The organism is Niastella koreensis GR20-10, assembly GCF_000246855.1.
GTDB lineage: Bacteria > Bacteroidota > Bacteroidia > Chitinophagales > Chitinophagaceae > Niastella > Niastella koreensis.
Map to the genome: position 1 here is coordinate 536,761 of NC_016609.1, position 14,446 is coordinate 551,206.

General features: G+C 47.6%; 14 protein-coding genes. 2 read left to right on the forward strand and 12 right to left on the reverse strand.

Going from position 1 to position 14,446, the window contains the following annotated elements; translation table 11 throughout:
- Nucleotide 1 precedes the first annotated feature (1 nt).
- The 12 genes from NIAKO_RS02175 to NIAKO_RS02230 form a co-directional block, all read right to left on the reverse strand.
- Nucleotides 2–703, reverse strand: coding sequence for a sulfite exporter TauE/SafE family protein (locus NIAKO_RS02175; protein ID WP_014216755.1), 702 nt, complete (start codon nucleotides 701–703; stop codon nucleotides 2–4).
- Nucleotides 693–1,496 (reverse strand): urease accessory protein UreD, encoded by an 804-nt coding sequence (locus NIAKO_RS02180; RefSeq protein WP_014216756.1) that lies wholly within the window; start codon nucleotides 1,494–1,496, stop codon nucleotides 693–695. The genes NIAKO_RS02175 and NIAKO_RS02180 overlap by 11 nt, the downstream gene beginning before the upstream one ends.
- A complete protein-coding gene (gene ureG / locus NIAKO_RS02185) occupies nucleotides 1,493–2,122 on the reverse strand; it encodes an urease accessory protein UreG (RefSeq protein ID WP_014216757.1) in 630 nt (209 codons plus the stop codon). The genes NIAKO_RS02180 and ureG overlap by 4 nt, the downstream gene beginning before the upstream one ends.
- Nucleotides 2,123–2,144: 22 nt before the next feature.
- Entirely contained in the window at nucleotides 2,145–2,831 is a 687-nt protein-coding gene (locus NIAKO_RS02190; RefSeq protein WP_014216758.1) for an urease accessory protein UreF, read from the reverse strand.
- Entirely contained in the window at nucleotides 2,828–3,331 is a 504-nt protein-coding gene (ureE, locus tag NIAKO_RS02195; protein ID WP_014216759.1) for an urease accessory protein UreE, read from the reverse strand. Before ureE ends, NIAKO_RS02190 begins: the two co-directional genes overlap by 4 nt.
- Before the next feature lie 22 nt (nucleotides 3,332–3,353).
- Nucleotides 3,354–5,075, reverse strand: a complete 1,722-nt coding sequence (ureC, locus tag NIAKO_RS02200; protein ID WP_014216760.1) for an urease subunit alpha — start codon at nucleotides 5,073–5,075, stop codon at nucleotides 3,354–3,356.
- On the reverse strand, nucleotides 5,072–5,443 hold the full coding sequence (gene ureB, locus NIAKO_RS02205) for an urease subunit beta (protein WP_014216761.1): 372 nt from the start codon (nucleotides 5,441–5,443) through the stop codon (nucleotides 5,072–5,074). Before ureB ends, ureC begins: the two co-directional genes overlap by 4 nt.
- Nucleotides 5,444–5,467: 24 nt before the next feature.
- The gene (gene ureA / locus NIAKO_RS02210; protein ID WP_014216762.1) at nucleotides 5,468–5,770 is read right to left on the reverse strand and encodes an urease subunit gamma; all 303 of its coding nucleotides are present in this window, start codon (nucleotides 5,768–5,770) and stop codon (nucleotides 5,468–5,470) included.
- A 94-nt stretch (nucleotides 5,771–5,864) separates the two neighbouring features.
- Nucleotides 5,865–6,830, reverse strand: coding sequence for an XdhC family protein (locus NIAKO_RS02215; protein WP_014216763.1), 966 nt, complete (start codon nucleotides 6,828–6,830; stop codon nucleotides 5,865–5,867).
- Nucleotides 6,793–9,102: a xanthine dehydrogenase molybdopterin binding subunit gene (locus tag NIAKO_RS02220; protein ID WP_014216764.1), complete on the reverse strand. Its 2,310-nt coding sequence runs from the start codon at nucleotides 9,100–9,102 to the stop codon at nucleotides 6,793–6,795. The genes NIAKO_RS02215 and NIAKO_RS02220 overlap by 38 nt, the downstream gene beginning before the upstream one ends.
- 12 nt (nucleotides 9,103–9,114) lie before the next feature.
- Nucleotides 9,115–10,509 (reverse strand): FAD binding domain-containing protein, encoded by a 1,395-nt coding sequence (locus tag NIAKO_RS02225; protein WP_014216765.1) that lies wholly within the window; start codon nucleotides 10,507–10,509, stop codon nucleotides 9,115–9,117.
- Between the two features lie 299 nt (nucleotides 10,510–10,808).
- Nucleotides 10,809–11,279, reverse strand: a complete 471-nt coding sequence (locus NIAKO_RS02230) for an Lrp/AsnC family transcriptional regulator (RefSeq protein WP_014216766.1) — start codon at nucleotides 11,277–11,279, stop codon at nucleotides 10,809–10,811.
- A gap of 114 nt (nucleotides 11,280–11,393) precedes the next feature.
- On the opposite strand from NIAKO_RS02230, the gene NIAKO_RS02235 reads away from it, so the two are divergent.
- Together NIAKO_RS02235 and NIAKO_RS02240 are read left to right on the forward strand one after the other, a co-directional pair.
- On the forward strand, nucleotides 11,394–12,851 hold the full coding sequence (locus NIAKO_RS02235; RefSeq protein WP_014216767.1) for a CoA-acylating methylmalonate-semialdehyde dehydrogenase: 1,458 nt from the start codon (nucleotides 11,394–11,396) through the stop codon (nucleotides 12,849–12,851).
- Nucleotides 12,852–13,090: 239 nt separating this feature from the next.
- Complete coding sequence (locus tag NIAKO_RS02240; protein WP_014216768.1) at nucleotides 13,091–14,443, forward strand: aminotransferase class III-fold pyridoxal phosphate-dependent enzyme; 1,353 nt, start codon at nucleotides 13,091–13,093, stop codon at nucleotides 14,441–14,443.
- Nucleotides 14,444–14,446: the final 3 nt, after the last annotated feature.

Sequence of the window (14,446 nt, forward strand, 5' to 3'; positions counted from 1 at the left end):
TTCACCAATTCATAAACACCATCCCGGCGCCACAGATAAAAAGTGTTAATCCGCCCAGGGCATGTACATACCGTTCCAGCTTTTCGGTTTTCAGAAAAGAGATGCCAAAATAACCCAATGTAACCATGACCAGCATGGTAACCAGCGTGAAAAAGGTATAAACAAAGATCAGCAGGTACATGCCCCACCAGTTATTACGGGCGGCGGGAAAATATAGTAAAGGGATCATCGGCTCACAGGGGCCTAATAAGAAAATGATGAAGAGTACCCAGGGAGTTACTTTGTATCTTTCCTGTGGCCGTACCGCCTCGCCATGTTTATGCTCATATACATAGATCGATCCATCTTCAAACGTGTCAAAATGTTTATGTGCCCGGTTCCTGCGGGCGCGTACCCAACCCCAGGCGCCGTAGATCAGCCCAAATAACAAGAGCACCCAGCCAGCCAGTCCACCCCGGATGTTTTCAAACCAGGCGATCTTTGATAATGACCAGCCCAGGGCCGCCCCGCCCAATCCCAGTAAAACAGAGCTCCACACATGCCCACAGCCACAGATAATTGTCCATGCCAGTGTTTTACCAAAATGCCATCCTCTGGCTTTTGATAGGGCAATAAATGGTAAATAGTGATCCGGACCGGCAACGGTATGCAGGCAGGCTATGCCCGTGGCTGTTAGCAATAATATTTGCAGTTCAGTTAACATGGTCCATCAACGGGGTTGATTTATTGATCGTCAAACCGGCGATTTCCTTAAGGCAATGGAATAAAGGTTCGGCCCTATTACCCAGGATCCGGATAATGAAAACGGCATCTGAAGGAGCACTGATGCCAAAACTAATGTCGGGTTGTTGCTGCAACCAGGTGTTTACCGGTTCATAGAGATGACCGATGGTTTCGGGTTTATCCAGGATTATCAAACTTGCCTGGTGCGAAAAGCCTTCCCACTGGCCAAGGGTATGCAGGTTAACAATACCAGGTTGTGCCAATAAATTTTCTTTAATGAACAACCTGCCTTGCCAATATACCTCAGTTATGTTGTGGTATTTTACAAAATCAAAACGCTCTCCATTTAACTTTCGGCCACAGGTTAACAGGTCGCCCCAGATAAGCCGGTTGTTGCCTTGCAGATAAATTTTATTAAGCGCGGTAAAAGCAGATTCTTTATGAGGCACAACAGGGTGAGGTATGTATATAAAGGTGGCGCCCTTTTGGAGGTAAACCTCCGTTTGCTGTTTGGCACCTTGCTGCATGGGGAATAAACGCTGGTACGATTGGGTATGTAAATGCAAATGGGAGTTGGCTTCTACATGGATCTTTGCGTGGTAATCGTCGCCTTCCAACACTCCGGGCGACGAACACATCAGCATTAAGTGCAGAGGGCCGGCTTTTTTATCTTCAGTAATATTGGCCACTTTAAAGGGCGGGGTATAATAGCTTTGTTTCAGGTAGGTGATACCATTGCGTACCGCGGCTTGTATGTGCAGGTTTGCTTTCATGCGTGCCAATCTGTTTCTTCTTCCAGTAATGCATATCTCTTTATCCAACTGATCACTTGCGGTAAACCTTCTTTGCTTACCAAATTGGTAAAAATAAATGGTTGCCCGTTGCGCATTTTACCGGCATCGCGTTCCATTACTTCCAGGCTGGCGCCTACATACGGAGCCAGGTCAATTTTGTTGATCACCAGTAAATCGCTGCGCGTAATACCCGGACCGCCTTTACGGGGAATTTTATCGCCTTCCGCCACATCTATAACAAAAATAGTTACGTCGGCCAGGTCGGGGCTGAAAGTGGCAGACAGGTTATCTCCGCCGCTTTCTATAAAAATGATCTGTACATCAGGAAAGCGGCCGGCCATTTCTTCAACAGCTTCCAGGTTCATACTGGCATCTTCCCTTATGGCAGTATGCGGACAACCACCGGTTTCCACGCCAATGATCCTGTTGGCCGGCAGCGTACTGTTTTTAGTAAGGAACTCTGCATCCTCTTTGGTATAGATGTCATTCGTGATGACCCCAATGCTGTAGGCAGGATATAAATGCCGGGTCAATCGTTCTATCAATGCCGTTTTACCTGAACCTACCGGTCCGGCAATACCTATTTTTATATACTTTCTTTCCATGCACGGTTTTATTTTTCTGTGTTCACGACATATACAATCTCGAATACAATTGCTCATGCTGCATGCTGCGGATATCAAAACCGGGGCAGCATACGCCGATCATCTCTTTATCTGGTTGCAAATTGCTTTGCACCAGTTGGATGATCAGTGGCTGTAAGGAAAACAGCAATTCCTGTCCGGCCTGCTGGCTCAACGGAACCAGCTTTACACTGTTGGTGACAAACCCTGCGGCGGCATTGTAGTAAAAACCAGTGAGGGCATCAGCTTTGGAGATCTGCAGGGCGCCGGCTATAATGCCAAAGGCGATGCAGTAATGTCCGGTCAGTTTTTTTTCCTGAATGGCGGTTGCATACTGGTTTAATAGCTCATTGTTACAAACCGGTTGAAATATTTTAATAAGCCGTACTCCCAGCTTCTGGCTCGCCAGCCGCATTTCTTTTGGCAGTTTAACGGCCGTGCAAAGATCATCCAACTGCCTGATTGCATCCAGTTGCATAGTTGTTACAGCATCGCAGGCCAGGGAAACAAGGGCGGCATCGGTAAAATGGATATTTTGTGACAACATCCCTCTTACAAAAGCTTCGGCAGTACTAGTATCTTTAACTATACCCAGCTGAACATAGGTTTCCAGACCAGCTGAGTGTGAAAATCCGCCTACCGGTAAAGCCGGATCGCTCAATTGTAAAAGCCGTATCAATGCAGGGTTCATAAACCTGTGTTTGTCATTTGCATGATCTTTGAGAATAAACTGCTGTTGCTGTGTGCGTGTGGCGCTACCGTTGTTTTCAACGGATACAGCAGTTTTCTTTTATCGTGTTTTATGGCATAACCCTGTGATGACAATAACCTGAACAATGGCATGTCAAAAGGCGCCAGCACTTCGTCTTTCTCAAAAAACAGGGGCAGGTGTTTATTACCTATCTCATAACAAACCGATGCCATTTCAAACAGGCTGGCCGGCCGTATAACTAAAACTTCACAGGGAAGAATGTCTACTGCAATAATGGTAGTGTCATCATCATATAAAATATCCCCCTGGGTAAGCATCGGGTCTTTGTCGAGAAACTTTAATGCCAGGTGATTACCAGCCAGGGTTTGTTTCCGTAGAATACGCTTACTTGTTTCATGCCATTCCAGCGGCAGCCAGTCGATCTTCCGGTTGTTAATAGGACGTGTGTTAAGATTTCCTGTTTTTTGTTGTATCAGCATCCGCAGTTATTAATATGGAGGGTTAAAATAAAAAATACCGTTGTGCCAATGGCGCCACCGCAATAGGTTCGCAGGTTACAGCCTGTCCGTCTACTTTTACTTCATAGGTTTCAGGGTTTACTTCTATGGTTGGTGTGGCATTGTTGTGCACCATATCTTTTTTAGAAATGGTGCGGCAATTCATTATGGGCAAGATCAGTTTTTGTAAACCGTATTGCTGTACTATATTTCTCTCTACTGAGAGTTTTGATACAAACGTGGCGCAGGTGGCATGCACCGCTTTACCATAGGCGCCGAACATATGCCTGTATATAACGGGTTGCGGGGTAGGAATGGAGGCATTGGGATCGCCCATCCTGCTGGCGATGATCATTCCGCCTTTGATGATCATTTCCGGTTTGGCGGCAAATAAGGCAGGTTTCCATAATACCAGGTCGGCCAGTTTACCGGGTTCCAATGAACCTACATAAGACGAAATGCCATGGGTGATAGCCGGATTGATGGTGTATTTGCTGATGTATCGCTTTACCCGGAAGTTATCATTCCCGGTAGCAGCATCTTCCGGTAAAGCGCCCCGCTGGATCTTCATTTTATGAGCTGTTTGCCACGTACGGATGATCACCTCGCTCACACGTCCCATGGCCTGGGAATCGGAACTCATCATGCTGAATACACCCAGGTCGTGTAAAATATCTTCCGCGGCAATTGTTTCAGGTCTGATGCGGGAATCGGCAAAGGAAATGTCTTCCGGCACAGATTTGTCAAGGTGATGACAAACCATCAGCATATCCAGGTGCTCATCAATGGTATTCACCGTAAAAGGACGAGTGGGATTGGTTGATGAGGGTAACACATATGGATACATGGCCGCTTTGATAATATCGGGAGCATGGCCGCCCCCGGCTCCCTCGGTGTGGTAGGTATGTATTACCCGGCCATTGATGGCATTAATAGTATCTTCCAGAAATCCGGCTTCATTCAGGGTATCGGTGTGGATGGCCACCTGGATGTCGAACTGATCGGCTATGCGAAGGGAGGCATCTATAACCGCCGGGGTACTGCCCCAGTCTTCATGGATCTTTAATCCTAACGCACCGGCGGCAACCTGTTCTTCAAGAGGTGGCAGGGTGGCGCAATTACCCTTACCTAAAAATCCCAGGTTCATGGGGAAAGCGTCTGCTGCTTCCAGCATCTTTTGTATGTTCCAGGCGCCGGGGGTTACCGTAGTGGCGTTGGTGCCATCGGCCGGGCCGGTACCGCCACCTATCATAGTGGTGATACCACTGTACAGAGCATGATCTATCTGTTGCGGACAAATGAAATGGATATGGGTGTCGATGCCGCCGGCGGTAGCAATTAAGCCGGCGCCGCCGTGTACTTCTGTGGATGCCCCAATGATCAGATTAGGGTCCACGCCATCCATCGTATCAGGGTTGCCGGCTTTACCTATTCCAACGATCCGGCCGTCTTTAATGCCGATATCTGCTTTTACAATCCCCCAGTGATCGATGATCATAACGTTGGTGATTACGAGGTCTGGTACCCCTTCATCACGGGTTGCCCGGGCCGATTGCGCCATGCCGTCACGGATGGTTTTGCCGCCGCCAAATTTTGCTTCGTCGCCATAAACAGTGAAGTCTTTCTCTATTTCAATAAATAATTCAGTATCGCCTAACCGCACTTTATCGCCGGTGGTAGGACCATACATATTGGCATACTTGATGCGGTTGATGTGCAGGCTCATGTGGATTGGTTTTTGAATTGACCGGTCAGGGCATTTTGCAAAGCCTGTTCTTTATTAGCTTCGGTTACCCCGCCATTCACCAGGTTATTGAACCCGAACACCTGCCGCGTTCCGCCGAAAGCAACCAGCTGCACTTCTTTTTCTTCACCGGGTTCAAAACGAACGGCAGTGCCCGACGGGATGTTCAAACGCATTCCATATGCTGATTCCCTGTTAAACTGCAATTGCCGGTTCACTTCAAAAAAATGAAAATGCGAGCCGATCTGTACCGGGCGATCGCCGGTGTTCACTACCACCAGGGAGGTGGTGGTACGGCCTGCATTGGCAATAATATCACCAGGTTGTAAAATGTATTCTCCGGGGATCATTTGGCTTTATTTGTTATTGGTAAATTATCTGATAGGATCGTGTACAGTAACCAGTTTGGTGCCATCGGGAAACGTTGCTTCTATCTGTATTTCGGGGATCATTTCGGGTACGCCTTCCATTACGTCGTCACGGGTCAGGATGGTGGCGCCGTAGTGCATCAACTCGGCGACCGACTTGCCGTCGCGGGCTGCTTCCTGCAGCTGGCTGCTGATGAGGGCTATTGCTTCGGGATAATTTAGCTTCAATCCACGCAACCTTCGCTTCTCTGCCAGTTCCCCGGCTAAAAACAATAATAGTTTTTCCGACTCTCTGGGTGTAAGATGCATAAGTAAAAATGATAATTCAGGTGAGTAATAAGAAAGCGTACGGAGTGGCAGGCAAAAATTTAAATTAAGAAAAAAAACAACACGGCGGTGCTTGCTATCTATTTTTCACCTGAATAATTTCCGCCGCAATACTGATAGCAATCTCTTCCGGGGTTTGACTATGAATAGGAATTCCTATGGGCGCATGAATAGGCTGCAGTAAAGAAGCGGGCACGCCTTCCGCCCGGTAATCGGTAAACATCTTTTCAATCTTGCTTTTACTGCCCAGCATGCCTACATACCTGAACTGCTTTTCCCACAACGTTCTGATCACAATGTCATCTGTGCGATAACCAACCGTCATCACCACCAAATATTGATGGTTCCCTCCGGCAATCAATTCATCCAGTTCGGTATAATCTGAAACTATCTTTTTCTCATGGGCATACTCATTCCCGGTGAACGTTTTTAAGCTGGAACGGTCATCATACAGATGAATGTAAAATTCCATGCTCTGCATGAGGCGGCAAAGCGCCAGTGCACAATGTCCGGCGCCGATTATATGCAAATGGTTTTTATAACCCGTCTTTTCCTGGTATAACCAATCTGTTTCGGAGGTCATGGAAAAATAAAAATCACTCTCGGGGATGTTGGGCGTGAATTGCAAACCGGCCGGGGATAATTGTAAAGTGCCGTTTTTGTTTTGTTCCAGGCTGGCAATAATCTGCTGAATAGCAGTTGTAGCTGAAGCCGGTACCCGGTATACCCAAATGGTTTGTTCACCCGAGCAGATCATCCCGCTTTGATTGGCCGGAGCGGATTTGTTATGGATCTGTTTTTTGAGATCGGGAAGTGTTTCCTGTGCAGTATTTAACTTATCCTTTGCCAGTTCTATAAACTTATGTTCCATAATGCCACCGCCAATGGAACCTTCCGTTTCGCCGGCTGCATTTACCGCCATAAAGAAACCCGGGCGGCCCGGACTGCTTCCTTCGCTTTGCAGCACATACAACAACATCACCGGTACCTGTTGTTGCAGGCTTTTATTTATCAACTGCCAGATGTTTATTTGTTTCTTCATGTGCTGGTATGGTTCCTTCTTGTTCAGTTGCATATAAAGCCATCAAAACCTTTTCAGGTGTCATGGGCGCGTCAAAGGGAAAATGCCCGTTCTTATTAAAAGCGCGGACCGCATTGCGCAAAGCGAAATATGCGCCAATCCCGTACATAAGCGGTGGTTCGCCCACTGCCTTTGACCGGAAGATGGCCAGGTTATCATGCGGGGTTTGTAAGAAATCGATAGCTATCTCTTTGGGTACGGAATAAATATCCGGCACTTTGTATGTAGAGAGGGCGTTAGAGCGTAATCGTCCTTCTTTGTCATACACCACTTCTTCCATGGTCATCCACCCAATGCCCTGTACAATACCGCCTTCTATCTGGCCAAGGTCAACGGCCGTATTCATGCTGGAACCGAAGTCATGCACCACTTTAACGGTGTCAATGGTATAGGTGCCGCGAATGCAATCCACGGTTACTCCAATAAGCGCCGTTCCGTATACGTGATAGGCAAATGGATGGCCTTTTTCTTTGGTGGCGTCAAAATGAATATCGGGTGTAGCATAGTGCGCATGTTCCGACAGGCCAATTCTTTTTATATGTCCGGCCATTACCAGCGATTTCCAATCCCGGTCAGTCTTTTTACCATTCACCCAAACAAATTCATCCTGTAGGGAGATGGCATCTTCCCCTATATTCAACTCCTCCGCCACCATTTTTTTCAACCGGTTGGCAATGGCGGTGCAAGCCAGTAAGGTGGCCTTGCCATTCAGGTCGGCGGTGGCGCTGGCTGCTGAAGGAGAAGTGTTGGCTATTTTAAATGTATTGGTTGTATGAATCTTGATCTTATCCGGGTGAATGGAAAATACTTTGGCTGCTACCTGCAGGATCTTGGTGTTCACGCCCTGACCCATTTCAACCGCGCCGGTGGTAATGCCTACGCTGCCATCGGTATATACATGCACCAATGACCGGGCCTGGTTCATTAATGTTTTGGTGAATGAGATGCCAAAACAAACCGGCATGCAGGCCAGTCCTTTTTTAGACCATTTATTGACGGCATTGAAAATATCAACTTCTTTGCGTAGGGCCGGGAGATCATACAATGCAGTGGCTTTGTGCCAGCATTCAGGCGCTTCGCTTTGCGCTTTTTGTCCGTAAGGAAATTCGTCCCCGATTTTCAAAAGGTTCTTTTCCTGGATCTCAGAAGCCGCTATACCCAATACTTCTGCTGCTTTGGTAATCGCCGATTCTATCATGAACATACCTTGTGGTCCGCCAAAACCACGAAAAGCGGTGTTAGGGGGTAAATGTGTTCTGCAGCTATAAGCGGTTGCTTTTACATTTGGAATAAAATAAGAATTGGTGCAATGGAACAGGGTGCGTTCCATAACAGCAGGCGACAGATCCGCAGCAGCACCGGCATTCTGGTAAAACGTTACTTCATAGGCAATGATCTTCAATTCCTGGTTCAACCCAATTTTATAATCAGCGGAATAAGGGTGACGCTTACCCGTCATAGCCATATCCTCCATGCGATGCAACGAATACTTAACCGGCTTTTTTAGATGATGTGCTGCCATTGCACACAGTGCTGCCCAGGTGTTCGCCTGATCTTCCTTGCCGCCAAAACCGCCACCTAACCTGTTTACCTCTACTTCCACCTGGTGCATGGGCAATCCCAATACGCGGCTAACGGCGCGTTGTACGGCTGTTGGTCCCTGGGTGGAGGAATATATTTTGATGGCATTTTGTTCCTGCGGAACGGCATAGGCGCCCTGGGTTTCAATATACAGATGTTCCTGGCCGTTGGTATCGGCCCGGCCTTCAAAAACATGCGTGCATTGTGACCAGGCTTCGTTGGTATTACCCAATTGAAAAGTGCGTGGTGGAATAATGAGTTCGCCCAGGGCCTGCGCTTCCCGCGGATCGGTAATTATATGCAATGGCTCAATAGTTGCTTTTATTTTTTTTACTGCGGCCCGGGCTGCGTCAACTGATTCGGCTACTACAAACGCTACGGGCATGCCACAGAAATGCACTTCATGGTCGGCCAGTAAAGGCTCATCGGGCACTATACCGCCAATCTGGTTTTCGCCGGTAACATCTTTATAAGTGAAAATGCGCACAACACCGGGCAGGGCCGCTGCTTCGCTTGTATCCAAACTAACAATAGTACCATGCGCCACCGGCGACCCAAATGAGGCGCCGAACAAGGTACCCTGGATCAGGGGAATATCATCCAGATAAACAGACTCACCCCGCACGTGTGTATAGGCATCGATATTTTTCATAACACGTAATGATTAATGTGCAGCTTGCTGCACTACCTTTAAAAAATGTGCTTTTATCAACTGGCCCAGGAGCAATCGTTTGTATGCCTCAGATCCGCGGGCATCACTGATGGGTGAAATTTCTGATTGAGCAATTGTAATGGCCTGGTTAATGGTTGTATCATTAACCGGCTGTCCTTTTAAGAAGGCATTTGTTTGTTCAAGCAATGTAGGAATTGGCGCCACGCCGCCTGCTGAAATGCGAATGTCCCCGATATGATCATTTTCTATTGTACAATAACAGGCAGAATTCACACTGGCGATATCCAGGTTGGTGCGTTTACTTACTTTTTCAAAATTGAAGCAGGAATTGCGCCCGGGCAATTCAAATGAAATTGATACCAGTTGCTCATCAGCATGTCTGTCGAGTTTTTTATACCCTTGATACAATAGGCTGAGCGGTAACACTCTTTGTTGTTCGTTATTGCTGAATATTAATGTAGCATCCAGCGCCAGTAAGAATATTGTCAAATCGCCGATGGGGGAGGCGTTGATCAAATTGCCACCTACCGTAGCAATGTTACGGATGGGGGTAGAGGAAACCAGTTTTATATGATCGGCCAGATGCGGAAAGTATTGCTGCATCACCGGTGATTCATACAGATCGGTCACCGTTGCCGCGGCGCCAATGAAACACCGGTTGCCTTGCCGGGAAATTCCTTTCAGGCCTGCGTCTCCGAACAGGAACCGGATGGACGCCTCCTTCATGGCATCGTGCTTTTGAACATATACGTCTGTGCCGCCACCTACCCATTCTGTAGCATCGGTTGGATGAAGCTGTCCGTTCAATTCGGTTTGTAATAAATACAACCGTTGTCTAATGCCGGCCAGCCAGTCCGGCAAAATATGATTGTTTGATACAAATGTTACAGGGTCTGCATCCTGTCTTGCCTGCATCAACTGCGCTACTTTGGCGGCTGCCCGTTCAATGGATTTATAACCTGTACACCGGCAGATGTTGCCATCAACGGCAGCAATGGCATTTTGTGGTGTGGCGCTTTTGCCGCTCAGGCAAAAGCCAGCCAGCGATACCACAAAGCCGGGTGTGCAGAATCCGCATTGGGTGGCAGATTCATCGTACATGGCCTGTTGAATAGGATTTAATCCTTCCATATTCAATCCTTCGATGGTCACCACCTGTTTGCCATGCACATTGCCTAAAGGCGTGAGGCAACTGGTAAGGGACCGGTAACGCAATTCATTGTCCTTCAATTCGCCCACCAACAAAGTGCAGGCGCCGCAGTCTCCTTCGTTACAGCCCACCTTGGTGCCGGTTAAATGCTGGTGATACCGCACAAAATCAAGCAGCACCATGCCGGGGGGCAAACTGGTAGCCACATCTTTATTATTGAGAATGAATTTGATCAATGGTAAAGCCGGTTTCTTTTAAAGTTAGCGAAATCCGGGCAAAGAATAAGCCCGGGGAAGGCCTTATCTGGTTCCGGTTGGTACCGTGCCGGTTTCGTAAACATTCCCTTGTTGTAACCTCCCAGTTTCGCCCGTTTTTCGTATATATCTCCTTCCTTTAAAGGAACGGGTCATATACGAGACATGTACGAAATATGTACGGCACAAGTACGGGACTTACCAGGAGCCGACCGGGGACTGGGGCAGGGATGAAAGGCAGACGGCAGCCATTGAACTTGAAACCCGGAAAGTTATAATTATTACTTCAGTAAGTTCAGATCTGGCTGAGCGTATTTATAAACTTTAAAATAGAGGGTTGTTTTGGTTTGAAATACTCCTTCAAACTTTGAGATTTCATTGATAAACTGCACCAGGTGATCGTTGTCGCGGCACATGACATCTACTTCCAGGTCGTAATCGCCGGAGGTGAGGGCCAGGAAGCTTACCTCTGGTAATTTGGAGATTTTCTGCGCCACCTTTTCTTTGAACGTGGCAGGCCGCACAAAAACCGCAATATGGGCATAAGCCCGGAAGCCAACCTTGTCGGGGTTTACCCGGCCAATAATATTGATGGTGCCTTCTTCAATTAATTTATTCACGCGGGTGCGAACTGTGCCGATCGATACATTCAGTTTTTCGGCAATAACGGTAAATGACATCCGGCCGTCTTTTTGTAAAAACGACAGAATTGCAAAATCCAGGTCATCGAGTGGGAAACCGTTTTTCTCCATACAGCAAAGATGAACAAAAATAAAAATTCTTGCTAATTTTTGGCCACGTACTAAATTAATTTTAATTTACTGGACCTGTTTCTGCAAAATCTGTAGTACTAAAATTCTCTCATCATGAAGTACTTACCTGTTCAAAACTATATAAACGGACAGTTTGTGAATGCGTCAACTGACCAAACACTGCCCGTTATTTCTCCACTCGATGGAACTTTATTATCAACGGTTCCCTTGTCAGCGCCAAAAGACCTGGATGCAGCGGTGCGTGCTGCGAAGATCGTGTTCCCGGCCTGGAGCCATACACCTATAAAAGAAAGGGTGCAGGTGCTGTTCCGGTACCGGCACCTGTTGGAAACCCATATAAAAGAACTGGCAGCGTTGGTTAGTGAAGAAAATGGAAAAACTATAGGCGAAGCCATTGCCGAGATCGAGAAATGCATCGAGCTTACCGAGTTTGCCACCTCGTTACCACAACTGGTTACCGGCGAGGTGCTGGAGGTAAGCAAAGGCGTGGAATGCCGCACCGAGCATGTGCCGCTGGGGGTGGTGGCCTCTATTGTACCATTCAATTTTCCCAGCATGGTGCCCAACTGGACAATCCCCAATGCGATTGCGCTGGGTAATTGTATGATCATAAAGCCTTCCGAAAAAGTGCCCTTGAGCGTGGGTAAGCTGGCGCAATTATTAAAAGAGGCAGGTCTGCCGGATGGTGTATTCAATGTAGTGAATGGCGACAGCACCATTGTGAATGCCATTTGCGATCACCCGGGCATTTCAGCCGTATCGTTTGTTGGCAGTACTAAAGTGGCGAAGCTCGTTTATCAACGGGCTACGCATCATTATAAAAGATGCCTGGCATTGGGTGGCGCTAAAAACCACCTGCTGGTGCTGCCTGACGCCAAAGCCGACATGACCGCACAAAACGTTGCGGCCTCCATGAGCGGTTGCGCAGGGCAGCGTTGTATGGCAGCATCGGCCATGGTTGCCGTGGGAGATGTAGATCATATCATTCAAAAAATAATTGAAGAAGCCCGGAAGATAGTGCCTGGTCAGAACCTGGGTGCGGTGATCAGCAAGGAATCAAAAGAAAGAATAGAACATTATATAACCGAAGCGGAAGCGCAGGGCGCCCGCATTTTGCTGGATGGCCGCCATGCATCGGTTGCCGGTAAAGAAAAAGGCACCTACGTGGGTCCTACCGTTATTGATTATGTGAAGCCGGATATGGCCGTGGCTACAGAGGAGATCTTTGGACCGGTGATCAGCATCATGCGCACCAATACGCTCGATGAAGCCCTGGCTATTGAAAACGCCAATCATTATGGGAATGCGGCTTCGGTATTTACTCAAAACGGCGGACTGGCGCGCTACGTTATTGACAAAGCCAGCGCCGGCATGATCGGGGTTAACGTTGGGGTTCCCGTGCCCCGCGAACCTTTCTCTTTCGGTGGCTGGAATGAAAGCAAATTCGGGGTAGGGGATATTACCGGTAAAAGTTCTATTGAGTTCTGGACTAAACTGAAGAAGTCGACGGTGAAATGGAATCCGGAGGCGGGGGTGAATTGGATGAGCTAGTTTGTTAGTTTAAAGTTCAATGTTTAAAGTTTTTAGTTCTGTGTTCTTAGTTCTGTGTTCTAAGTTTACGTTATTAGGTTATTAGGTTCGTAGGTTATTGAATTTATTAGTTATTATTTGTTAGTTCTGAGTTCAGAGTTCCAGGTTCAGAGTTTCTGATGGCCGCGACGAGGCCTTTGCCTTTTGCCCTTTCACCACTGCCTACTGCCCACTGCCTATTGCCTTTAAATAGTTAAATCATGTCAAACACTTTAAATATATCAGAAACACAAGAGATCATCCGTGACAACATGGATTACACGCTTTTTTCGTGGAGCAAGCAAAAAGGCATTGCGCCTATTGCGGTGAAATATGCCAAAGGGGTGTATTTGTATGATTACGATGGTAAACGGTACCTGGATTTTTCTTCGGGCCTGATGAATGTGAATGTTGGGCATGGGAATCAGCGGATAACTCAGGCCGTTATGGAACAAATGCAACAGGTAAGTTATGTGACGCCCAGTTGCGTTACCAAAGTGCGGGGCGAGCTGGGGAAAAAGCTGGCGTCGGTAACGCCGCCCGGATTAACGAAAACCCTGTTTACTGTTTGCGGGGCCACTGCAATTGACAATGCCATCAAACTGGCCCGGTTGTATACGGGCAGGCATAAGATCATTGCCCGGTACCGGGCTTTTCATGGGGCTTCCTACGGCGCTATGACAGCCGGCGGCGATCCGCGTAAACTGGCGGCCGACGCACAACAGGCGCCGAATTTTGTGCATGTGGAAGATCCATATTGTTATCGTTGCCCCTGGGGAAAAGAAATTACTTCGTGCAGCCGGGAATGTGTGAGCCACCTGGAAAGAGTGATCGAGTTTGAAGGCCCGGGAAACATTGCTGCCATATTAATGGAAGGGGAAAGCGGTTCATCGGGCTGTATAAAGTATCCACCTGATTATTTACAGAAAGTACGCGCGCTGTGCGATAAACATAACATCCTGCTAATTGCCGATGAAGTAATGAGTGGGTTTGGCCGCACCGGCAAATGGTTTGCAGTGGATTATCATGGCGTAGTGCCTGATATCATTGCCACCGCAAAAGGAATAACAGCAGGCTATCTGCCCCTGGGTGCCCTGATCGTAAGTGATACCATTGCTGAATACTTTAACGACCGGGTATTGTGGCTGGGCCTGACTTATTCGGCTCACCCCGTAAGCTGCGCGGCCGGGTTAGAAACCCTGAAAATATATGAAGACGAAAACCTGTTGGAGAATGCTGCCAACATGGGCCATTATATTGATGAACAGGTTGAGTTGTTAAAACAAAAACATCCCAGCATTGGCGATTTCAGGAATACGGGTTTGCTGGGTTGTATTGAACTGGTTAAGAACCGTACGACGAAAGAGCCCATGGCGCCATTTAACGCCAAACCCGACGAAATGGTCGTCATGAACAAAGTGGCGGCAAAACTGAAAGAACAGGGCATGTACACCTTCGTTCGCTGGAACTATATTTTTATTGCCCCGCCGCTGTGTATTACAAAAGAAGAAGTGGATGAAGGACTGGCCATGATAAGTGAAGCGATCAAAATTGCGGATGAATTTGTAAATTGAGGA